19 protein-coding genes are annotated in these 22,677 nt (G+C 65.1%); 6 read left to right on the top strand and 13 right to left on the bottom strand.

Annotation, left to right across the window (positions count from 1 at the left end):
- Nucleotides 1–2: 2 nt before the first annotated feature.
- Both QA642_RS10055 and QA642_RS10050 read right to left on the bottom strand, forming a co-directional pair.
- The gene (locus QA642_RS10055) at nucleotides 3–2,153 is read right to left on the bottom strand and encodes an ADP-ribosylglycohydrolase family protein (RefSeq protein ID WP_283084515.1); all 2,151 of its coding nucleotides are present in this window, start codon (nucleotides 2,151–2,153) and stop codon (nucleotides 3–5) included.
- A 34-nt stretch (nucleotides 2,154–2,187) separates the two neighbouring features.
- A complete protein-coding gene (locus tag QA642_RS10050) occupies nucleotides 2,188–3,243 on the bottom strand; it encodes a LacI family DNA-binding transcriptional regulator (protein WP_283084514.1) in 1,056 nt (351 codons plus the stop codon).
- Nucleotides 3,244–3,319: 76 nt separating this feature from the next.
- Between QA642_RS10050 and QA642_RS10045 the strand changes: the two genes are divergently transcribed.
- The 3 genes from QA642_RS10045 to QA642_RS10035 are packed head-to-tail and all read left to right on the top strand — an operon-like array spanning nucleotide 3,320 to nucleotide 6,340.
- The gene (locus tag QA642_RS10045; RefSeq protein WP_283084513.1) at nucleotides 3,320–4,660 is read left to right on the top strand and encodes an extracellular solute-binding protein; all 1,341 of its coding nucleotides are present in this window, start codon (nucleotides 3,320–3,322) and stop codon (nucleotides 4,658–4,660) included.
- Nucleotides 4,661–4,667: 7 nt separating this feature from the next.
- Entirely contained in the window at nucleotides 4,668–5,516 is an 849-nt protein-coding gene (locus tag QA642_RS10040) for a sugar ABC transporter permease (RefSeq protein ID WP_283084512.1), read from the top strand.
- Nucleotides 5,513–6,340 (top strand): carbohydrate ABC transporter permease, encoded by an 828-nt coding sequence (locus tag QA642_RS10035; protein ID WP_283084511.1) that lies wholly within the window; start codon nucleotides 5,513–5,515, stop codon nucleotides 6,338–6,340. The genes QA642_RS10040 and QA642_RS10035 overlap by 4 nt, the downstream gene beginning before the upstream one ends.
- A 126-nt stretch (nucleotides 6,341–6,466) precedes the next feature.
- On the opposite strand, the gene QA642_RS10030 is transcribed toward QA642_RS10035, so the two are convergent.
- From QA642_RS10030 to QA642_RS09995, 8 genes are all read right to left on the bottom strand, one after another.
- Nucleotides 6,467–7,246: an SDR family oxidoreductase gene (locus QA642_RS10030; protein ID WP_283084510.1), complete on the bottom strand. Its 780-nt coding sequence runs from the start codon at nucleotides 7,244–7,246 to the stop codon at nucleotides 6,467–6,469.
- A gap of 56 nt (nucleotides 7,247–7,302) precedes the next feature.
- The gene (locus QA642_RS10025) at nucleotides 7,303–7,893 is read right to left on the bottom strand and encodes a thiamine pyrophosphate-dependent enzyme (protein ID WP_283084509.1); all 591 of its coding nucleotides are present in this window, start codon (nucleotides 7,891–7,893) and stop codon (nucleotides 7,303–7,305) included.
- A gap of 5 nt (nucleotides 7,894–7,898) precedes the next feature.
- On the bottom strand, nucleotides 7,899–8,441 hold the full coding sequence (locus QA642_RS10020) for a thiamine pyrophosphate-binding protein (protein ID WP_283084508.1): 543 nt from the start codon (nucleotides 8,439–8,441) through the stop codon (nucleotides 7,899–7,901).
- Nucleotides 8,442–8,720: 279 nt separating this feature from the next.
- Nucleotides 8,721–9,425 (bottom strand): GntR family transcriptional regulator, encoded by a 705-nt coding sequence (locus tag QA642_RS10015; protein WP_283084507.1) that lies wholly within the window; start codon nucleotides 9,423–9,425, stop codon nucleotides 8,721–8,723.
- 109 nt (nucleotides 9,426–9,534) lie between these two features.
- On the bottom strand, nucleotides 9,535–10,278 hold the full coding sequence (locus tag QA642_RS10010; RefSeq protein ID WP_283084506.1) for an aspartate/glutamate racemase family protein: 744 nt from the start codon (nucleotides 10,276–10,278) through the stop codon (nucleotides 9,535–9,537).
- A gap of 9 nt (nucleotides 10,279–10,287) precedes the next feature.
- Nucleotides 10,288–11,553, bottom strand: a complete 1,266-nt coding sequence (locus QA642_RS10005; protein WP_283084505.1) for an FAD-binding oxidoreductase — start codon at nucleotides 11,551–11,553, stop codon at nucleotides 10,288–10,290.
- Between the two features lie 3 nt (nucleotides 11,554–11,556).
- Nucleotides 11,557–13,218: a thiamine pyrophosphate-binding protein gene (locus QA642_RS10000; RefSeq protein WP_283084504.1), complete on the bottom strand. Its 1,662-nt coding sequence runs from the start codon at nucleotides 13,216–13,218 to the stop codon at nucleotides 11,557–11,559.
- 157 nt (nucleotides 13,219–13,375) lie between these two features.
- A complete protein-coding gene (locus tag QA642_RS09995; RefSeq protein WP_283084503.1) occupies nucleotides 13,376–14,293 on the bottom strand; it encodes an NAD(P)-dependent oxidoreductase in 918 nt (305 codons plus the stop codon).
- Nucleotides 14,294–14,408: 115 nt separating this feature from the next.
- On the opposite strand from QA642_RS09995, the gene QA642_RS09990 reads away from it, so the two are divergent.
- Nucleotides 14,409–15,245 (top strand): transporter substrate-binding domain-containing protein, encoded by an 837-nt coding sequence (locus QA642_RS09990; protein ID WP_283084502.1) that lies wholly within the window; start codon nucleotides 14,409–14,411, stop codon nucleotides 15,243–15,245.
- A 16-nt stretch (nucleotides 15,246–15,261) separates the two neighbouring features.
- Here QA642_RS09990 and QA642_RS09985 read toward each other — a convergent pair whose 3' ends face one another.
- On the bottom strand, nucleotides 15,262–17,562 hold the full coding sequence (locus QA642_RS09985) for a TonB-dependent siderophore receptor (protein ID WP_283084501.1): 2,301 nt from the start codon (nucleotides 17,560–17,562) through the stop codon (nucleotides 15,262–15,264).
- A 465-nt stretch (nucleotides 17,563–18,027) separates the two neighbouring features.
- Here QA642_RS09985 and QA642_RS09980 point away from each other — a divergent pair, with 465 nt between their 5' ends.
- The gene (locus QA642_RS09980; protein ID WP_283084500.1) at nucleotides 18,028–18,678 is read left to right on the top strand and encodes a TetR/AcrR family transcriptional regulator; all 651 of its coding nucleotides are present in this window, start codon (nucleotides 18,028–18,030) and stop codon (nucleotides 18,676–18,678) included.
- A gap of 241 nt (nucleotides 18,679–18,919) precedes the next feature.
- Here the strand turns inward: QA642_RS09980 and QA642_RS09975 are convergent, their stop codons facing one another.
- Complete coding sequence (locus QA642_RS09975; protein WP_283084499.1) at nucleotides 18,920–19,561, bottom strand: lipase family protein; 642 nt, start codon at nucleotides 19,559–19,561, stop codon at nucleotides 18,920–18,922.
- A gap of 554 nt (nucleotides 19,562–20,115) precedes the next feature.
- On the opposite strand from QA642_RS09975, the gene QA642_RS09970 reads away from it, so the two are divergent.
- A complete protein-coding gene (locus QA642_RS09970) occupies nucleotides 20,116–21,291 on the top strand; it encodes an IS481 family transposase (RefSeq protein WP_283079492.1) in 1,176 nt (391 codons plus the stop codon).
- Between the two features lie 176 nt (nucleotides 21,292–21,467).
- Here QA642_RS09970 and uxuA read toward each other — a convergent pair whose 3' ends face one another.
- On the bottom strand, nucleotides 21,468–22,658 hold the full coding sequence (gene uxuA / locus QA642_RS09965; protein ID WP_283084498.1) for a mannonate dehydratase: 1,191 nt from the start codon (nucleotides 22,656–22,658) through the stop codon (nucleotides 21,468–21,470).
- Nucleotides 22,659–22,677: the final 19 nt, after the last annotated feature.

Raw genomic sequence — 22,677 nt, 5'->3', positions numbered from 1 at the left:
CGCTAGAGCGGCGCCACCCTCACCTCTTCCGCCGAGATCGATCCGCTGTCGACGACCAGCGCGACCGCGCCGCCCATCAAGGGAAGCTCGCCGGCATCCTGCACGCTGAACAGCTTCGTGCCGTCGACATAGGCCTCGATCCCGGTGCCGAACACGCGCAGCTCGACCTTGTATTTGCGGTCGAGCTCCCAGGCGAAGCGCTCGCTGGCGAGCACCACTTCGTCATGCACCCGCTTCACCAGGCGCACGCGGCCGCCCTCCGCGTGATCGAACATCAGCGCATAATAGCGCTCGCGGCCCTGCACGCGCGCGGCGAGGCCCCAGGCATTCGCAAGCAGCGGCGCGATCTCCGTGGTCACGCGATAATCCTTCCAGTCGCGTGAGCCCTGCGAGATGAAGCCGAGACCGTCGCCATTGGTGACGCGCAGGCCTTCCCAGCGAGTCTGGAACTGGCTGACATTGTTGACCCAGGCGTGCTTCCACATCGTGCTGAGATTGTTGTCCGGCCGCTTCAGCACCGTGTCGGCCGCACCGCCCCAGGTCAGGTAATCCAGATACAGCGTGCCGTCGACGCCGAGCGGATCGAGCGTCTCGATCTCGATGCCGATCTCGAAGACCGGATAGGCGTGCGTCTCCGGCACCTGCCAGCTCAGCACGGCCTCGCAACCGCCGGTCAGCTCCTGCGCATCGCCATAGATCTGTACCAGCTCGTCGCGCTCGTCATAGACGCTGGCGAAGAGGCGCGCGGCGACCGTGCCGCTGTCCGTCTCCGACTCCAGCCGACATTCGACGCGCTGCCCGGAATAAAGCGTCGGACAGGAGACCAGCTGATAGGTCGGCATCGTGAACACCTCCCGGTCGAAGAAGGTCGGGCTGGCGATGCGCGCCACGCGACCCGGCGCGAGGCGGCGGAAGTCGATCGCAAGGCTGCGCTCGCCGGTCCGGCTGTGGCCGGCGACGTTGCTGAGCTCGGCCTCGTGCAGCCGCGCCGGCGAGCCATTCTTGACGTGGAAGCCCTGCAAGCTGCCCGGGAAATTGAAGTTGAAACGAGCACCGTTCTTGGCAACCGCGAGTGCGGGCGCACCGGCGAGCGCCAATCCCGCCGCGACCAGCGACTGCGTCTCGATCACCGCATCGGTGATCGCGGCACCGCCATCGGCGGTCGAGATGTACATACGGTCGGCGATGGGGGTCCGGAAATCGGGTCCGGCGTCGAGGCCGGCAAGGCCGGTGCGGATGCCGAACAGGCAGCCGACATTGCCGGCGTTGCAATCGGTGTCCCAGCCGGCCGTGTTGGCGATCCGCATCGCCTCCTGAAAGCTGTTCTCGCCGTAGAGCGTTGCCAGGATGATCAGCGCATGGTTCGGCACGACATGGCAATTGCCGAGGAATTTGTCGTAGCCGTAACGCTCGGCGATCAGCGCGCGCGTGCGCTCCCAGTCGTCGCCGTTGTCACCGGCATGCCAGTCGCGGACGTCGTTGACGACGCGGCGGATCAACGCGTCTTTCGGCACGAAGGCAAGGCCCGTGTCGATCAGCTTCTGCACGTCGCGCTCGACGAAAGCCTGCGCCTCCATCGCCGCGAGCAGTTTTGCGGCATGCACGGATTCGCCGTCATGGCTGACGCGCCCGGCCTGGTCGGCGAGATAGGCGGCCTGCTCGGGATTGCCGGGGCTCACCATCGCCCAGCCGTCGATGAAGATCTGCGCGCCGATCTGCTCGGCCACCGTGGCGCCGTTCAGCTCGATCGAGCCGCTCTGCGGCGCTGATATGCCGGACTTCAGGCGGAGATAAGCGGTGTGTTCGGTGGAATTGCCGATGCCGCCCCACCATAGCACGGCACGCTCTTCGACGATGTAGTTCAACCAGGCCTGGCCGATCTGCTTTGCGGTCAGGCGCTTCGGATAGCCGTTGTCGGCGAGCGCGCGCGGAAATGCAAAGGTGCCGGAGACGTCGTCGTCGGTGACGACCAGATGGTGCGAGCGCAGCGCGACGTCGCGGCGCTCGTTGACGTAATAGTTGATCGACCCGAGCTCCTGCATGATGCGCTCATAGGTCCAGCCCTCGAAGGGCCGGCCGAGATAGACGCCGATGAGCTTGCCGAGCACGCCGGCATAGACGCGCTCCGCGTAATCATGAGGAATAGAGGTCACTTGTTCACTCCCGCGTTCAATCTGCGTCGCCCGGTCAGACCGACGAGCGTTGCATGATCTCGAATTTCAGCTCATGGCTCCTGCCGGGCGCCTCGAGTCCGCCCGGCGCGAGCCGCTTCACCAGCGTCCTCGCCGCCAGCGCGCCGAGGTCGAACTCCGGCTGCCGCACCGTGGTGAGGCCGAGCAGCTTTGCCACCGGAATGTCGTCGAAGCCTGCGATTGCGATATCGTTGGGAATGGACAGCCCCGCGCCGCGCGCCGCTTCCATCGCACCGAGCGCCAGCACGTCGCTAGCGCCGAACACGGCGGTCGGGCGCTCGCCCTTGCGTTCGAGCAGTCGCTTCATCGCGCGCGCGCCGGATTCTTCCGAATAGGCGCTGTCGGTGATGAAATCGGGGGTAAGCCCTGCTTCCCGCATCACTGCGCCGTAGCCCTGCGCGCGGCGCTGGCTCGGGCCGAATTCGGCCTGGATCATGGTGATGCGGCGATGCCCGCGCGCAATGAGGAGCCGCGTCATCTCTGCGGCGGCTTCCGCGTTGTCGATATAGACGCTGTCGATCGCGAGCGGCCCGTCCGGCTTGTGCCGGCTCTCCAGCCGCACCAGCGGAATGCCCTTGCGTGCGAGCACCGCAAGCTGCGGCACGCGCAGATGAAAGAAGGTCGCAACGACGCCGTCGGCGCGGCCTTGCAGCAACCAGTCGATCGCGCGCGCCTCGCGCTCGGGCTGCCCGTCGGTGTCGAAGATCAGCACGTCATAGCCAGCCGGCGCCGCAACGGTCTGCAGGCCGCGCACGAGGCCCGGATAGAACGGGTTGGTGATATCAGGAATGACGCACGCGAACGTCATGGTCCGTGCGCTGCGCAGCATGCGCGCCGGATGGTTCGGCCGGTAGCCCAGCTCTTGCGCGACTTCGAGGATGCGCGTGCGCGTCCCCGGTGGGACGGAGGGTGTCTCAGCCTTGTTCAGGACGAGTGACACCGCGGCCTGCGAAACGCCGGCCGCGAGCGCAATATCCTTCTGCGTGGGGCGGGACGGCGCCGCTTCGTCGCGCCCTTTCCCCCGCTTCGTCCTCGTTGTTGACGTCGCCATCGCGCCTAGTTATACGTATTACTAAGGCAAAATCAACAATTGCCACCGTGCCCCGAGGAAACCGAGGTTCTTCGCCATGACCATGACCCGACGCCAGCTCGTTGCTTCCATTCCCGCCGCGGCTCTTGCGGCAGGCCTGCCGCGCGGTGCGTACGCCCAGGACGGGCGCAAGGTCGTGACGTTCTGGTTCGGCCAGGCGAATTCCGACGGTCAGGCTGCGCTGCGCAACGATCTGGTCGAGGCCTTCAATGCTTCGCAGGACAAGTATCTGCTCCAGCTCGAAGTGAAGGGCGCAGCGGTCAACAACCTGCTGAAGGTCGCCCTCGTCGCCGGCAACGGCCCTGACATCGTGCAGACCGCAGGCCCCGCCTATCTCACCGCGATCGCGAATGCCGGCCAGGTGCTGCCGCTCGACGATTTCGCCGGGAAATACAAGTGGAAGGAACGTTTCCTCGCACCGCTGCTCAACACCAGCGTCTATGGCGGCAAGCTCTATGCGTTGCCGCGCGACTACGAGTCGATGCATCTCTTCTACAACAAGGAGCTGTTCAAGCAGAACGGCTGGAAGCTGCCGACCAACCGCAAGGAGATGGAAGAGGTCGCAGACGCCGCGCTCGCCAAGGGCATCATCCCCTTTGGCGCCGGCAATGCCGACTGGAAGGGCGTCAACGAGTGGCTGATGACGGTGTTCTTCAACAACGTCGCGGGCCCTGACAATGTCCGCAAGGCGCTCTCGGGCGAGCTGCCCTGGACAGCGCCGCCTTTCGTCGAGGCCGTCGAACTATCCAAGGCCTGGTACAACAAGGGCTATTTCGGCAAGAATTACTTCTCGCTGACGATTGAGCAAAGCTTCCTCCAGGTCGTGAATGCCAAGGCCGCGATGGCGTTCAGCGGAACCTGGTCGTTCGGCACCAAGTCCTACGGCATGTCGAAGCCCGACACGGTCATGGACGTGGCGCCGACGCCGACGCTCGGCTCGGCCTTCACGGGGTCGCTGGTGCATCTGGCCTGCGGCGCGACGCTGTCGATCGCGAAAACCTCGCAGAACGTGGAAGGCGCCGCCGCCGTGTTCGAGTTCATGCTCACGCGCAAGTTCTACGAAGCGATGAACCGCGACTGGCCGGGGAAGTGGGCGCTGCCGGTCAAGGATCTGCCGCCGGAGATGCTGAGCGGTATCGGCTATCCGCTGTTCGAGAAGACCATCGCGAATTTGCACGAGGCCTTCAGCAAGGGACAGTACGGCTTCACCACCTGGACGTTCTGGCCGGGCGCGACCAACTCCTACCTCATCGAGGGCATCGAGCAGGTCTGGCTCAACAAGATCACGCCGGATGCCTACCTGACGCGGATGCAGACGCTGTTCAGCCAGGAAGCCAGGGAAGGCAAGGTGCCGCCGCTGCCGCCACGGACGGCCTGATCTCGAGATGTGGCTGTTCGCGCTCCCGGCGCTGCTGATCAATATCTGCATCATCCTGGTGCCCGCCGTGCTGACATTCACGGCGGCGTTCTTCATCTGGGATGGCGTCGGGACGCCGGTTTGGGCGGGCCTCGCCAATTTCCAGAACATGGCCGCCGATCCCGTGTTCTGGTCGGCGCTGACCAACAACTTCATCTGGACCGCGATCTTCCTTACCGTTCCGGTTTGCCTTGCGCTGGTGATGGCCGCGGCGCTGCTGATGGCGCCGAAGGCGCGCATCGTCGTGCAGTCGATCATCTTCCTGCCGCGCATCATCGCGGTCGCAGTGACCGGGCGCATCTTCCAAGGCATGATCTTCAGCCCGGCGACCGGAATCGTCGCGTGGCTGAACGAGCACGGCTTTTCGATCTCCGATCCCCTCGCCGACCCCGACCGTTCGCTCTACGCGGTTGCCGCGGTCGACATCTGGCACTGGTGGGGCTTTCTCGCCGTCGTCTTCCTGGCGGCGATGCGGCAGATCAGCGTCGACCAGATCGAGGCGGCGCGCCTCGACGGCGCCGGTTTCTTCGCGCTGTTCCGCTACGTGCTGCTGCCGGGCATTCGCCCCACGCTGACACTCATGCTCATTCTCACCGTGATCTGGTCGTTCCAGGTGTTCGAGTTCATCTTCATCGTCACCCGTGGCGGCCCCGCCTATGGCAGCGAGGTGCTGGCGACGTTTGCCTACCGCCACGCCTTCTTCGAGGGCGACGTCGGCCAGGCCGCGGCGGCAGCTTGCGTCATGAGCCTGTTTGGCCTGTGCGCCACCGCCATCTATCTCTGGCTCCAGATCACCGACGACGCGCAATCGACATGATCGGAGATCGCTGGAGCAGGACGTTCGCCCTCGGGCTGATCGGCGTCGCGTCGTTCAGCTCTCTGCTGCCGATCGTGCTCGCCGTGATGAACGCGCTGAAGACGACGGTCGAGATCGGCAGCAATCCACTGGCGCTGCCGTCCCAACTGCACTGGGAGAATTTTTCCTCGGCCTGGCGCAACGCCCAGCTTGGGCCGAGCCTGCTGCACAGCGCCGAGGTCGCGATCCTGACCATCGTGATGGTCTGCGTCACCGCGACGCCCTGCGCCTACGTTCTGGCACGGCAGAAGGGCAAGTTCTGGCGCTTCATCACCTTCTACTTCATGGCCACGATCACCGTCCCAGTGCAGCTCTACCTCTACCCGCTCTATTTCATCTTCGCGAAGCTCGGCCTCGTCAATTCGATTCCCGCCGTGGCACTGATCTACACCGCGATGTTCTCGCCCTTCGCGATCTTCCTCTTGCGTACCTATGCGCTGGCTATTCCCGTCGCGCTGGAGGAAGCGGCACAAGTCGATGGCGCAAAGCCGTGGCAGACCTTCTTCCACGTGATCCTGCCGATGATGCGGCCGGGACTGCTCACGGTCGCCATCATCGTCGGATTGAACGCCTGGAACGAGTTCGTCATTGCCGTGACGTTCCTGCAGAACGACAGCAACGTCACGGCGATCGTCCGCTTCTACAATCTCACCGGCCAGTATTCGACCGACTGGGGCGAGATGCTCGCCGCGGCCGTGACGATCGTATTGCCGATCGTCGTGATCTTCGTCCTGCTGCAGCGCCAGTTCATCGACGGCATGACGTCGGGCGCGGTGAAGTCTTAGAGCGCGATGAGATCAGGATGAATCGTCATCGCGCTTTAGCTTGTTGTTTGCGCATGATCTCCGCGCAAACGCGCTTTTGTCGCGAGGGAAAACCGCTGCGCACTTTTCCGGATCATGCTTTAGGCCCTACTTGTCCTTCACCGGCACCGTGTAGTTCAGGATCAGCCGGCCGCCATCCGGATAGATGGTCTGTCCGGTGATGTAGGACGCATCGTCGCTCGCGAGAAACGCGACGACGGAGGCGACCTCGCTTGGCTCGCCGCCACGACCGGCCGGCGTGCGTGACATCACGGTCTTGCGGGCCTCCTCCGAGGTGTAGATGGACGACGCCACCATGTCGGTCAAAATCGTCCCCGGCCCGACCGCCACGACGCGGATGTTGTGCGGGGCGAGCGCGACGGCAGCGACCGACGTGAGCTGCTTCATGCCGCCCTTGGACATGGCGTAGGTCGCCAGCGCCGGGATCGCCAGCAGCGCGTTCACCGAGGACATGTTGATGATGACGCCACCGCCGCCCTGCGCAATCATCTGCTTGGCGGCCGCCTGCACACCGAAGAACGCGCCCTTCAAGTTGATGCCGATGATTTCGTCGAATTCCGCTTCGGAGATCTCCAGGATGTCACGGTTGCGGGCGACGCCGGCATTGTTGACCATGATGTCGAGCCGGCCGAATTCCTTCACGGCAGTGGCGACGAGCTGGTCCACGTCGGCGCGCTTGGCGACATTACCCACGACAGTCCGCAAGGCGGCCGGCCGCCCGAGTTCGGCGGCCGTCTTGGCCAGACCATCGGCATCGACATCCGAGATGACGACCTTGACGCCGTCGTCGAGGAATCGCTTCGCGCAGGCCTTGCCGATGCCGCGTGCTGCGCCGGTGATGGCGGCGACCTTGCCGGATAGTTTCATGGTCTTACTCCAGGATAGCTGCTCAGGCAGCGAGCTATCCCGGATAAGACTCCGGTTCAAGCCGCCGCAAACCCGAGATGAGCACGGAACCGGTTCTTGATAAAGACGGCATCGCGCGAGGGCAGCGAGCGCGGTGGATTTTCGGCCTTGACCTTGATGACAAAAAGCCGCGGGCCCGCGGCCGGTGTGGCGATTTGCATGGCGAGGTGCTCTACCTCCTCGAGCGTCCGCACGGTTCCGGTCGCGGCGAAGCCGCAGGCCGTGGCGATCGCCGTCAGATCGACGCCGCGGCCGGTGTGGCTGGCCTGCATCCCGGTCTCGCCAAAATGCTGGTTGTCGATCACGACGATGTCGAGATTCTTTGGACGCGCGACGCCGATGGTGGCGATGCCGCCGAGGCCCATCAGCTGCTCGCCGTCGCCGGTGAGAGCGAGGACGCGTTTGGAAGGCTGCGCCTGCGCGAGACCAAGCCCGATCAGCGCGGCGCCGCCCATGGCGCCCCAGAGATAAAAATTGTCGTCGCGGTCGCCGGTCGCATGCAGATCGTAGGTCGGCGAGCCGAGGCCAGAGACCACCAGCGTATTCTTGCGATCCTTGAGAAGTGCCGCGACGGCAGCGCGGCGGTCGAGCTGAGACGGAACGGACATCGAGATCACCACTTCTTCTTGCCGATCAGGCGCTGCCCGATCAGGACCGCGATCTGCTGGTCGGACTCGTAGGCGAGCGAGGCTGCGGATTCGACGGTCTCGACCAGGTCTTCCGCCGTCTCTGCGCGCATCACCTTCAGGCCGATCGCCTCCAGCGACGGCTGTGTCGCCCGGCTCATCGGCACCTGCCAGGGATTGAACTCGGCCCATTCGCCGCGCATCGTCACCAGCATCAAGAGCGGGAAGCGACCGATCGCCGACAGCGACAGCATGTTGATGCAATTGCCGACACCACTCGATTGCATCAGCAGCACGCTGCGCTGCCCGCCAAGCCAGGCGCCCGCGGCAATCGCGATGCCCTCCTCCTCCGTCGTCAGCACATTGGTGGTGACGTCGCGGTCGGCCGAGAACAGGCGGATGAGCTGGCTGTGGCCGGCATCCGGCACATAGGACATCTGCCGGACATCGGCGGCCTTCAGGATGCGATAGAGCTCGGACGGCCAGTCGTCGCCAGCGCGAGCTTCGGGACTAAGTTGAGGGCTGTGCACCGCGTGTTCTCCGTGAATTTCGAGCAGCACGCTAGCGATGTTCCGACACGAAAGCTCTGACCGTCTGGCATGAGCAGATATCGAGGGATTGTATAGCTGCGCATTGCTGCGCCCTCGCCCCTTGTGGGAGAGGGCATCGCCGCGGGTCGACAAATACTCACTTGGGTGAGGGGTCTTTTTCGCCGCACTCATATGCATCCATACGCGCGGAGAGATACCCCTCATCCGGCGCTTCGCGCCACCTTCTCCCACAAGGGGAGAAGGAAGAAAGGAAGAACCTCAATTCGCCGCTGATCTCGCCGTGGCCGGCATATAGATCTGCGCGTAGCCTTCCTTGATCGCGGAGGTGATGCGGTCGAGGCGGCGGTCGATGTGCTTTTCCAGCACGGAGACGCAGGCTTCCTCATTGCGCGCCTTCAACCCTTCGACGACCGCGCGATGCTCGGCCTGGGTGTTCGAGCGGTTGACGCGGTCCATGTCGATCCAGCGCACGAAGCGGATGCGGGCGTTGACGTTGCGCAGGACGCGCAGCATCTCGGCATTGTTGGACATCGCCATCAGCCGTTCGTGGAAGGTCTCATCGAGCTCGACCAGCTCCACCGAGGTGCGCTCGCCGGGATCGGGACCGGTGGCCCCGAGGAATTTCAGGAGCGCGTCGATGTCCTCGTCCTTCGCGCGCTTGACGGCGAGGCGGACCGCGGCGACCTCGATCGACTTGCGCAGCTCGTAGAGGTCGAAGATCTCGTGCGCGTCGAGCTCGCGGCAGAAGAAACCCTTGCCGGGCGTGAAGCGCAGGAAGCCTTCGGTGTTGAGCCGGTTGAGCGCTTCACGCAGCGGCGTGCGGCTGACGCCGAGGCGCTTTGCCAGCTCACCCTCGTTGAGCCGCTCGCCCGGCTTGAACTCATAGCTCACGGCCATCGCCTTGAGCTGCTCATAGACGCGATCGACGATACTATCGGAAGTCAGTTCCGCGTTGCTCATCATCAACTGCATTCAAGCCCGAACACGATCCAAATATACCGGGGCCGAGCGGACCGTGGCAATCCAAACGACTCGTTAGCGAGGCCTGTTCAGACCTTTACGACAGCAAGAATCAGGCAAAGGCGCGCGGGCGCAGCCCAGCATGAAACCAGGTGATCATGGAATAGATGTCGTAGACGGGCAGCCCCACCTCGGCCTGCAATGCCGCCGCATAGGGCGGCATGTTGGTGCATTCGAGCACGATCGCGCCGACATCGGGGTTTTTGGCGACGAGCTCCTTGCCCGCCTCGACCACGTCCCGCTCGGCCTGGGCGATGTCCATGTCGTCCTTCTCGGCCTTGATCAGGACGCGGAAGAATTCCTTGCCGTGCTCGGTGCCGACCAGCGGCGTGTCGAGCGGCACGCCGGCGCCTTCGAGATGGGCCGGCGTCAGGGTCGAGCCCGACACCGTGACGAGGCCGACGCGCTTGCCCGGCGGCAGCGTCGCCTGCACCCATGGCACCTGCATCAGCGACGAGGTCGCGACCGGCACGCCGACGGCGGCCGCGATCTCCTTCTGGAACAGCGAGAGGAAGCCGCAATTGGTGGTGATGGCCTCGGCGCCGAGCCGAACCAGGTCCTTCGCCGCGTCGATGAAGTCAGGCAACAGGCCGGCGGCGCCCTTCAGCACCACCTTCTCCGGCGAGGCGCCACTCACCACACGATAGAGCACCGGGAATGGCCAGGTCGTGCCGTTGCCCATGTCGCCGGGAATGCGCGGAAAGCGTGCTTCCAGCATCAGGATGCCGAGCGGTGCGCCGTAGATCGCCTTGCCGCCACGGGCGATGCGGGAAGATGCGTTGGCTGGACTGGTCATGATGCGACCTCAGAGGAAGCGAGCGGGCGAAAACGGCGCCAGCGGAATCTCAGGCGTCTTGCCGCTCAGAAGCTGGGCGACGAGACGGCCGGTGCGGGCCGAGCCGACCAGGCCGACATGGCCGTGGCCGAAGGCGTAGACGATGTCGCGCGAGGCGCGCGCATGGCCGATGCAGGGTAGTCCGTCGGGCATGCTCGGGCGATGGCCGAACCAGGTCTTGATGCGCGAGGACGGAATGTCCTTCGGCAGCTTCGGGAACATGCTGAGGAGATGGTCGCGCAGGATCTCGGCGCGCTTCCAGTTCGGCGCAGCCTCGAGGCCCGCGATTTCGACCGTGCCGGCGGCGCGCAGACCCTTGTTGGTCCAGTTCACCACCATCTTGGCGTCGGATGCCATCATCGAGCTGCGGGGACCTGACTCCGGATTCTCGATCATGACGTGATAGCCGCGCTCGGTCTCGAGCGGCAGGGGATCGCCGACCGATGCGGTGAGCTGTTTTGACCGCGCGCCGGCCGCGACGACGGCAGCATCGCAAGGAACCTCACCGGTCTCGGTGATGACGGCGACGAGCTTGTTGCCGGAGAGCTTCAGACCGGTCGCCTTGGCCCGCACCTGCTTCGCACCACTGGCGATCGCATGATTGGCAAGCGCCGCAACATAAGCGCCGGGATCGCGGCAGCGGCCGGCTTCCTCCACCACGACGCCAAAGGTATAGCGCGGATGCAGGTCCGGCTCGCGCTGGCGCATCTCGTCGGCATTGAGCTCCATCCATTCGACGCCGACCTTCTTGCGCAGACGCCAGCCGAGATCGTTGTCGAAATTGCCGCGCGAGGGGAAGATGTGCATCACGCCGTTGCGCTCGACCAGCTCAGGCACACCGGCTTCTTCGGCGAGCTTCCGGTGCAGCAGCGGCGCGTCCTTGAGGAGATCACGCAGTGCGAAGGCCGTCTTCTCGACCCGCGCCTCGGTCCAGCCTGACAACAAATACTTGATCAGCCAAGGCAAGGCCTTCGGCAAGTAAGACCAGCGGATCGCGAGCGGGCCGAGCGGATCCATCAGATAGCCCGGCACCTTCTTCCAGACGCCCGGCTCCGCCGGCGGGATCACCGAATGCGAGGAGAGCCAGCCGGCATTGCCGTAGCTCGCCGCCTGCTCGCCGCCGGGCTCGCCCGGATCGATCAGCGTGACGCGATGGCCCTCGCGCAGCGCCTCGATGGCGCTGATCACGCCGACCGCGCCGGCGCCGATGATCGCGACGTGGCGGTCCGCCGCCATCGCCTACGCCTTCACCGCGGGCGTGAAATCCTTGCCGACCGAGATCGCGCGCGGATCGATGATGCAGTGGAGGATCGCCGGCTTGCCCGAGGCCAGCGCCCGCTCGAACGCCGGCGCGAATTCTTCGGTGCGCTCGACCCGCTCGCCATGGCCGCCGAACGCCTTCGCATACATCGCGAAGTCGGGGTTCTTCAGCTGGGTGCCGACGACGCGCCCGGGATAGTCGCGCTCCTGGTGCATGCGGATGGTGCCGTATTGCGAATTGTCGACGACGATCACGATCAGCGGCGCGTCGTACTGCACGGCGGTCGCGAATTCCTGCCCGTTCATCAGGAAGCAGCCGTCGCCGGCAAACGCGACGACGACGCGATCCGGATATTGACGCTTGGCCAGCACGCCCGCGGGCACGCCGTAGCCCATGGAGCCCGAGGTCGGCGCGAGCTGGGCGGCGAAGCTGTGGAAGCGGTGATGGCGATGGATCCAGCCGGCATAGTTGCCGGCGCCGTTGCAGACGATCGCGTCCTTCGGCAGCCGGTCGCGCAGCCAGGTCATGACCTGGCCGTACTGGAACGTGCCCGGCAGCTCGCGCGCCTTGTCGGTCCAGGCGAGGTAATCGGCGTGCGCCTTCGCCGCCTCGCCCTTCCAGGCCACCGCGCCTGACGGCTTCAGCGTCTCGACGGCGGCAGCGAAGGCGGCGGGGGTCGCCTGGATCGCCAGCGCCGGCTGATAGACGCGGCCGAGCTCTTCCGAGCCCGGATGCACATGGATCAGCTTCTGCTGCGGGGTCGGAATCTCGAGCAGCGTGTAGGACGAGGACGGCATCTCCGACATGCGGCCGCCGATCAGCAGAACGACGTCGGCGTTGTCGATGCGCGCCTTCAGGCCCGGGCTCGGCCCGATGCCGAGATCGCCGGCATAATGCGAATGGTCGGCATCGATCAGCGAGGCCCGGCGGAACGAGGTCGCGACCGGAAGGTCGAACCGCTCGGCAAAGCGCGCGATGCTCTTGGTCGCTTCATCGGTCCAGCGCGAGCCGCCGAGGATGACGAGCGGCGCCTTGGCGCTCGCGAGCATCGCGCCGACGCGCTCGAGATCTGATGGCGCCGGCCAGCTCACGGCCGGCTCGATGCGCATGGCATCGGCAACGGCGGCGGTTTCGGTCAGCATGTTCTCCGGCAGCGCGATCACGACGGGACCGGGGCGGCCCTGCATCGCGACGCGGAAGGCGCGCGCGACCAGCTCGGGGATGCGGTCGGGGCGGTCGATCTCGACCGCCCATTTCGCCATGGAGCCGAACACCGCCTTGTAGTCGAGCTCCTGGAACGCCTCGCGCTCGCGCATGCCGGTATCGACCTGGCCGACGAACAGGATCATCGGCGTCGAATCCTGCATCGCGATGTGGACGCCGTGGCTGGCATTGGTCGCGCCGGGGCCGCGCGTGACGAAGCAAACGCCGGGCCGTCCGGTGAGCTTGCCATAGGCTTCCGCCATCATCGCAGCGCCGCCTTCGGCGCGGCAGATCACGACGTCGATCGGGCTGTCATGCAGCGCATCGAGCGCGGCCAGATAGCTCTCGCCCGGCACGCAGGTGACGCGCTCGACGCCTTGGGCGACGAGCTGATCGATCAGGATCTGGCCCCCGGTGCGGGTGTTGCGAATGGTCATGACGGCTCCCTGCTGGCTCTGGCGCTGCGTGCGGCGCCGTGCGCAAATATTGGCGCAAATCTCGTTCGGAGGTGGGTAGGACAGGCGGGCAGAGCGCGCAAGATCGAAAGGCCTCTCCTCTCCTGCGCAGGCATCATGCCCGGCTTCGATGATTGCACTACCGGCCGCCCGCGATGATGCGGCGGCAATGATCGAGCGCCGCGCCGATCAGATTGTCGCTCGCCTCGGGGGTACGGAACGCCGAATGCGCCGACAGCGTCACGTTCGGCAGCTTCGTCAGCGGATGGCCCGCCGGCAGCGGCTCGACGGTGAAGACGTCGAGGCCGGCATGGGCGATGTGGCCGGAGCGCAAGCCATCCAGCATCGCGTCCTCGTCGACCACGGCGCCGCGCGCGGTGTTGATCAGGATGCTCCCCGGGCGCATCATCGCAATGCGCTCGCGCGACAGGAACCCCTTGGTCTCGTCGTTGAGCAGCAGGTGCAGCGAGACGACATGGCTTTCGGCGAGCAGCTTCTCCAGCGAGACGAATTCGACGCCCGGATGCGTCTTCGGCGACCTGTTCCAGGCGATCACCTTCATGCCGCAGCCCGCCGCCATCCGTGCGGCTTCCGCGGCGATGCCGCCAAAGCCGATCAGGCCGAGCGTCTTTCCGGTGAGCTGCACCGCATCGCGGCGCAGCCAATTGCCCTCGCGCATGCCTCGATCCATCTCGCCAAAGCTCTTCGCCGAGGCCCACATCAGAGCGATCGCGCATTCGGCGACCGCGGTGTCGCCATAGCCCTTGATGGTGTGAACCGAGATGCCGTGCTGGCCAAGCTCTTCCGGATTCATGTAGCTGCGCGCGCCGGTGCCGAGGAAGACGACGTGCTTCAGGCCGGCACATTTGGCGGCAATCGCCGTCGGCACCGCGGTATGATCGACGATCATGATCTCGGCGCCATCAAGCAGGCGCGGCAGGTCGTCGGGCGTGATCGCGGGATTGCGGTTGATGGCGACCGGGAGATTGTCGGCACGCAGCAGCTTTTCAGTCACCGCGGCAAGGGTGTCGTTGGCGTCGACGAAGAGGGCACGCACGTGGTTGGCTATCCCATCCAATTCAAAATACCGTCTTGCATTTTAAACTGAATACAGAAATAGTCCAGACGCCGGGTTTGAACGTTCAGCAGAAGCGACTGCCCAGGAGACTGCCATGAATCGCAGGGACGCACTCACCACCGTCGCCCTCGCCGGCGCCGCGATCGCCGGGGCCGGATCGGCCAGGGCCGACACCGCGCCCGCCTCGACGCTCGAACGGATCAAGAAGAGCGGCGTGCTGCGGATCGCCGTCATCGCCGGCCAGGATCCCTACTTCCACAAGGACCTCACCACCAATCAATGGTCGGGCGCCTGCATCGAGATGGCGAACGACATCGCCGCCAAGTTAGGGGCCAAGGTCGAGACGCTGGAATCGACCTGGGGCAACCAGATCCTCGATCTGCAGGCCGACAAGATCGACCTTGCCTTCGCGGTGAATCCGACGCCGGAGCGCTCGCTGGTCATCGACTTCTCCACGCCGATCCTGGTGCACTCCTTCACCGTCATCACCAAGAAGGGCTTTGCCAAGCCGCAGACCTGGGCGGAGCTCAACAAGCCCGAGGTCAAGATCGCCGTCGACATCGGCTCGACCCATGAGACCATCGCGCGGCGCTATTGCCCGAAGGCGAACATCCTCGGCTTCAAGGAACGCAACGAGGCGATCCTTGCGGTTGCCACCGGACGCGCCGACTGCAACATCTCGCTGGCGGTGCTCTCGGTCGCGACCTTGAAGAAGAACCCGACGCTCGGCGAACTCGCGGTGCCACGGCCGCTCCTGACGCTGCCGACCAACATGGGCATCCGCGCCGAAGCCGACCGGCGCTACAAGGACTTCCTCAGCGCCTGGGCCGACTACAACCGCTCGCTGGGCCAGACCCGCGAATGGATGCTGAAGGGTTTTGAGGCCGTGGGTCTCAGCGCGGACGACATTCCCGGCGAGGTGCAGTTCTGACGGCGAGCTCGGGCCCTCAGAAATCCACCGTCATCGAGAGCCATACCGTGCGCGGCATGCCGCTGATGACATAGCCCGTGGGATTGGCAATCCAGTAGCGCTTGTCGAACAGGTTGGTGACGCTGGCACGGAAGGTGGTCGGCCGTCCCGCAAGCCTCGTCGCGTAGCGCGCGCCGATGTCGAAGGTCATCCAGCCCGGCACCGACTGGACATTATCGGCGCTGACATAGGCGCGGTTGGTGTAGATCGTGCGCGCGGTTGCCGTCAGCCCCGGCAGGAACGGCGTATCCCACTCGACGCCGAGATTCCCCTGAAGATCGGGCGCGCCGACGGCATGATGGCCGTCGTTGACGTGGCCCGCCGTGCTGGTCAGACGTGCGTCGACGAACGTCGCGCCGCCAAGCACGCGAACGCCGGGCGCGACCGCACCGAACATGTTCAACTCGACGCCGCGGTGACGCTGCTCGCCGTCGAGACTGAAGATCTTCGTCACGGGGTCGGTGACGCCGGCGGGCAGGTTGATCTGGAACGCGGCAAGGCTCGCACCGAAGCCGCCGAGATCGAGCTTGGTGCCGACTTCATATTGCCGCGTCTTGAACGGCGCGAACACCTGGTTCGGGTTGGCGGCCCCGGTCGGCGGCGTCGGCCCGGGGGTGAGACCCTCGATATAGCTGGCGTAGAGTGAGAGCTGCTGAATCGGCCTGACCAGCAGCGCGACCGAAGGCGAGGTCGCGCTCTGGTCATAATGCGCAGTCTCGAGGCCGCTCACCGTGTCGAAGCTGCTCGACACCACCTTCTGCTGACGCGCACCGACGGTCAGCTGCAGCTGGCCGTTCATGACCGAGAGAGTGTCGGCGACACCGACGCTTTGCAGCGTGAGCGAGCCCGATTTACCTTCCGGGACGGACGATAGTTGCACGCCCGGCCCCGCCAGCAAGGTCGGCGTGTAGATATTGGTGAGATAGTTCGCGTAGTTGGTCTGTCCGAGCCAGTCGGTCCGCTGCAGCGAGCTGCCGTTGACGACGACTTCGTGGGCGACCGGACCGGTGTCGAAGCGAGCCCGCACGCCGGCTTCGCCGGATGCGGCTTCCGATTTTCCCGTCTGGAATCGCGACGTCGACGACGCGTCGCCTGCGGTGTTGAGAATGGTCGCTCCCGGCGCCTCTTGCTTGTCGAAGCCGAAGCGATTGCCGCCGATAGCACCGAACACCGTGATGTCCGAGGTCAGGTCGTATTCGGCGCGCGTCAGCCCCGTGAGGCTGGTGGCACGCGCATAGTCGAAGGGCTGCGCGAGATTGATCCGGGGATCCGGAGCGGCGGGGACGGCGATGCCGGCAACCGGCGTGTAGCCGCGCGCCGCTGCCCGCATCCAGTCATCCTGATAGATGATGTCGGCCGACCACCTGAACCGCTCGCCGCGGTAGTCGACGCCGAGCGAGCCGGCGCCGTCGCGCACCGACTGCCGATCAATGGTGGTGTTGCCGCCATCCATTGCGCCGTTGAAGCGGACGCCCCACTCCTTCTGGTCGCCATAGCGGCGCGCCACGTCGAGCTCAGTGCCGAAACGGGCATTGGACATGTATCCGGCGGTCAATCGCGTCAGCGGATCGTCGCCGGCACGCTTGGTCACGACGTTGACGCTGCCGCCGATGCTGCCTTGCGGGGCCATGCCGAACAGGAACGCGGCAGGTCCCTTGAACAGCTCGATGCGCTCGATCGGCGCGGGATTGACACGATAGTTCGGCACGAGACCATAGAGGCCGTTCAGAGCGATTTCGCTGTTCTCCACGCGGAAGCCGCGAATGGTCATCGCGTCATAACGGTTGCTGCTGCCGATGGCGGCGCGGACCGATGGATCGCTGTTGGTCAGCACTTCGGCAACGCTGGTCGCCTGCTGATCCCTGATGGTCTGCTCCGTGTAGCTGGTGACGCTGAACGGCGTCGCCATGTAATCCCTATTGCCGAGCAGGCCGAGCTGGGCCCCGCGCGCGACTTGTCCGCCCGCGAAGGACGCGGGCAGCCCCGACCGTTGCGCACCGAGCGAAGGAACGGCGGGCGCCGTCAAATTGTCGCGGCTTGCCGCCCGCCGCGACGAAGCGGCGCGCGATGCCTGCGACGGCTTGCGCTGGCCGGGGGTGGATGCATGCCGGCGCTGTGCCGACTGCACGGTGACGGGAGGCAGATCCTGGCTTGCCGCGGCAACGCCGCGCGGGGCGGATTGCTGGGACTGTTGGGCCTCGGCCGGATGCGCGGCGAGTACGATCGAAACACATGCAACGGACAGCGCCGCTGCGCGCGGCAAATTCAACTCGTTCAACGTCGTCTCCCCAACACCCGTTCCCGAGGCCGCCTCGATCGTGACGAGACGAACGACCCGCAAGTTCGCGTTGGGCCAATAAGCAATGCGCGACGCGTGAGCCAGTAGAAGGCATCTAGAGTCGCAAGACGATGCGACAGCTGCGGAAGGTCAATCCCCAGATTTGGAGGAGTTGTAATTCCCGCGCGCAAGACAACCTGCTATCGGCTGCGCGTTTGACGAGAGGTCTGTATCGGGGCTTACGATCGGTGTTTGCCGTTAGTACCGCGTCGGCCCAGATCTCGGAGATGATGAGATCAAGAGAGGCGACCGCGAACAACACATCGCATCGCGCCGCATTAATAGTCCTCTGCTTCAATGTACAAACTGGTGCGTTTGTGCAATATGCGTTGGACCAGTGCCCCGGCAGGCGAAACTTGCCTTCACCTTCGAGGTGATCCGTGGAAACTGGCGGGAGAAACAGCAATGCTCGAGCGCATGCCGCCCCCATCGAAGCGCACCAACGACCCCGAACGCACCAAGCGCGATATCCTCGAAGTGGCGATGGCCGAATTCGCCTCGGAAGGCTATTCGGGCGCCCGCGTCGACGCCATCGCGGCGCGCACGCGCACGTCGAAGCGGATGATCTATTACTATTTCGGCGGCAAGGAGCAGCTCTATCTCGCCGTGCTGGAGGAGGCCTATCGCAGCATCCGCGCGCTGGAGGATCAGCTCGACATCGAGAGCTGCGACGCGCGCGAGGGATTGCGCCGGCTGATCGAATCCACCTTCGACCATGACGAGCGCAACCCGAACTTCATCCGCCTCGTCTCGATCGAGAACATCCACCACGGCAAGCACCTGAAGCAGAACCTGCAATTGCGCCAGCTCAATGCCAGCGTGATCGCGACCCTCGACGGCATTCTTGCACGCGGCCGCGGCGAAGGCGTCTTCCGCGACGACGTCGACGCCATCGACCTGCACCTCGCCATCTCCTCCTACTGCTTCTTCCGCGTCGCCAACCGCTACACTTTCGGCGCCCTGTTCGACCGCGACCTCAGTGAGCCCAGATTGCTGGCAAAGAGCCGGACACAGATCGTGGAGATGATCCTGGCGTGGCTGGAAGCGAAGGCGTGATGATGCGGTAAGGGCTCGGCGCGGCAGACGAAGCCGGTCTCCGCACACACCACTGTCATTCCCCGCCACCGGGTCTCGCCTTTGGCGAGCCCGATGACAGGCTCCGGCGGGGAATCCAGCACGCTGCGGCCTATCGAGGACTCACCACCGTCTCTGGAATACTGGATCGCCCGATCAAGTCGGGCGATGACACCGAGCGCGGGGCTACCCTCACCGGCCCTTCGGCGCCGCGTGCCGCCCGTTACCGCGCCGGGGTCAGCGCGGCGCAGTAACGATCCGGCAGATGATCGCCGATCCCGGGCGGCAAGGCCAACGTGAGCTCGCCGAGCGTATCGTCCCGCGCATTCTGCGAGAAGCCCACGAAGAGCCCGCGGAGCCGCGCGCCGAGCCCGGCGTCCGCCATCGGCTCATCCGATCCGAACGCGATCTGTGTCGGGCCGGCGCCGAATCTTGCACCGGACGCGCAGCCCAGATAGCCGCCGACATGGTGGAATCCGAGCAGCGGCGGAGGCACGGTGGGGACGATGTCCTCGCCGTGCACCAGACGGTAGGTCGTCGCTCCGAAGGTGATGTTGTAGGGCGCGACGAAGTCGGCGCGGCCGACGCGCGGACAGCCGAACAGGTAGACCTGCGCATTGCCGAGCTGAAGCTCCCGGCGCGCGAGATCCGCGGTGACCACCGCGATCGCGGCGCCCAGGCTGTGTCCGGTGATGAAGATCGGCGAACCAGCCTTGAGCGCGGCCGCGAGCGCGTCCTTGACGTCATTCCAGACCGCGGCCGCCGCATCCTGGAAGCCCTGATGCACGGCGGCATGCGGCCGGCCCAGCGTGAAGTCGCTGACCCAGTTCAGAAGATGCAGCGGATCGGTGCCCGCGAAGGCCACGATGGTCGCATCGTCCTTCCTGGCGATGACGCCCCCGCGTATCCGTCATCGGCAGCGCCGCGACCGCCGGCTTGCTCAGCACACTCACCGCGGAGAGTTGCAGAAGCTTGGAAACGGCGTCGATGGTCGCGGGGACGTGCGTCTCGTAGGCGAGCTGCGACATCCACATCATCGCGCGCGCAGTGCCGAGATTGAAAGTGTTCGATGTGTTGAAACCGGAGAAGGCGGCCCGATCATATTGCTCGGGCGGGCGCTCGACCAGGAAGCTCATGCTCAGCTCCTATAAATGGCCTATGGCTGCAATGCGTCAGTCAAAATCCAATGCAGCCACTGTGGCACACCCAGGAACCGAAGACAATCTCCGCGAGTATTGGCGTAACGGCGCTCCCAGCTTGCAGCCGACTAGTCGCATCGGGCTAGCGCTTGGGACATGGAAGCTGCCACATCGTCATGGCCGGGCTTGTTGTTTAGCCCGGACAGATCACTGACGGGTGTTCGGAGACATAGCTGACACATCAACATTGGCTGGATTGGTCCGATTCGGGAGGCCGTCCATGCCTTGGAGTGAGGTGTCAGCAATGGATCAGCGCCACGAGTTCGTGCGGCTGGCTTTGCAGGAAGGCGTCAACCGGCGCGAGCTCTGCCGTCGGTTCAACATCAGTCCTGATGTCGGTTACAAGTGGTTGCGGCGCTGGCAGGCTGGCGATCGGGAGCTGGCCGACCGTTCCCGGTGCCCGCATGCGATGCCCAAGCGCAGCAAGGCTGCGGTCGAGGCACAGGTTCTGGCTGTGCGGGACAAGCATCCCGCCTGGGGCGCACGCAAGATCGCCCATTGCCTGAAGCGGGATGGCCAGACGGTGCCGGTGCCGTCAACGGTGCACCGGATCCTGTGCCGGAACGGCCGGGTCACACCGAGTGAGACTGCGCCACCCAATCCGGGGCACCGCTTCGAGAAGGAAGCTCCCAATCTGCTGTGGCAGATGGACTTCAAGGGCCACCTGCCGCTCGCCAACGGGACACGGTGCCATCCGCTGACCGTCGTCGACGATCACTCGCGCTATGTCTTGTGCCTGAAGGCCTGCGCCGACGAGCAGCGTCTCACCGTGCAGGATCACCTGACGGCGACGTTCCGCTGCTATGGCCTGCCGGAGGCCTTCTACACCGATAACGGCTCACCTTGGGGCGATACGTCCGGCGTTCGTTGGACCGGACTGAAGGTGTGGCTGCTCAAGCTCGGCGTCAGGGTGGTGCACGCCAGGCCATGTCACCCGCAGGCCCGCGGCAAGAACGAACGCTTCCATCGCACCCTGAAGGCCGAGGTTTTTGCCATGCGTCGCTTCCGTACCCTCGCGGAAGTCCAGCGCGCCTTCGACGCCTGGCGACCGGTCTACAATCTGGAGCGCCCCCACCAAGGCATCGATATGCACGTCCCCGCCGATCGCTTCCGGCCGAGCGCCCGTGCCATGCCGGCGCGCATTCCGAAGGTCGAATACGACAGCACAGAGATCGTGCGCCGGGTCTCATCGACCAGACCCTATATCTCTTTCAAGGGACGATTTTGGAAGGTTCCCCAGGCCTTCGCACGCGAACATCTCGCGATCCGCCCGCTGGACCGCGACGGCCATTACGGAATCTTCTTCGCCAGCTGGCAGGTCGCATCGATCGACTTGACCAACGACCAACCTGTCAGTGATGTGTCCGAACAGGTGTCAGCCATGTCTCCGGACTAAACACTTGTCCCGGCCATCCACGTCTTCACCAAGAACGTGGATGCCCGGGCCTTCGCCTCGCCGAAGCGGCTTCGGCCGCGCAGGCGGGACAAGCCCGGACATGACGACATCTTAGAATGGCGCGGCTGTCTTGCCGCTTACGGGAAGAGGCAAAGCAGCATCCACCGTATCAGGTCCTATCGATGCTCGATGGCGCGGATCGCGCCACGCAGCTCGGCGAGGCCACGCAGGCGGCCGATCGCGGTGTAGCCCGGATTGGTGCGCTTGGTGGCGGCGAGATCGTCGAGCATGCGGTGGCCGTGATCGGGCCGGAACACGATCCGCTTGTCCGGCGCGCGCCGCGCGTTCTCCTTCAAGAGCGCCTTGAGCACGGCGACCATGTCGACGTCGCCGTCGAGATGATCGGACTCGTAGAACGACAGGCCGTCAGCCTCGCGCTTGGTCGCGCGCAGATGCGCAAAGGCGATGCGCGGGCCAAACCGTTCGGCCATCTCTGGCAGATTGTTCTCCGCGCGGACGCCGAGCGAGCCCGTGCACAGGCAGATGCCGTTCGCCTTCGACGGCACGGCATCGAACAGCGCCTGATAGTCGTCGGCAGTCGAAGCAATTCGCGGCAGCCCGAACAGCGGGCGCGGCGGATCGTCGGGGTGCAGGGTCAGCGAGACGCCGAGCTGCTCGGCGACCGGCGCCACGCGCGCCAGGAATTCGGCGAGATGCTGCCGCAGGATCTTTGGCGTGAGGTCGCGATAGGTCTCGAGCCGGTCGCGGAATTGCGGAATGGTCATCGGCTCGGTGGTCGAGCCCGGCAGCGCGCTGGCTATCACCATGATGAGATAGTCGATGTCGGCCTGGCTCATCTTCTCGAACAGCGCTTTCGCCCGCGCCTTCTGCCCAGGCGAGTATTCCTGAGCGGCCGCCGGCCGCTTCAGGATATGCAGCTCGAACGCCGCAAACCGGTCTTGGTCGAAGCGCATGGCGCGGGCGCCGTTCGGCAGCTCCCATTCGAGATCGGTGCGGCACCAGTCCACCACAGGCATGAAGTTGTAGCAAATGATCTTGATGCCGCTGGCGGCAACCGCCTCCAGGCTGGCGATCCACGCCTCGATGGATTTGGTCGCCTTGCCCCCGAGGCGCTTGACGTCGTCAGGGATCGGAATCGATTCCACCACCGACCAGGTCAGTTGCGAACGGCCGGGCTGGCCGTTCTCAATGAAATTCTTGCGCTCCTCGACCGCCTTGCGCGTCCAGGCTTCGCCGATCGGCACCTGATGCAGCGCCGAGACGATGTCGCTCGCCCCGGCCTGCCTGACGTCATCAAGCGAGACCGGATCGTCCGGTCCGTACCAGCGCCATCCCTCGAGCATCATGCGCGTTCTCCTAAAGCGT

Origin of the sequence: Bradyrhizobium sp. CB2312, from assembly GCF_029714425.1 — a bacterium.
Classification (GTDB): Bacteria; Pseudomonadota; Alphaproteobacteria; order Rhizobiales; family Xanthobacteraceae; genus Bradyrhizobium.
The sequence above is the reverse complement of the archived record's forward strand: the minus strand, read 5'-3'. Positions and strand labels throughout refer to the sequence as shown.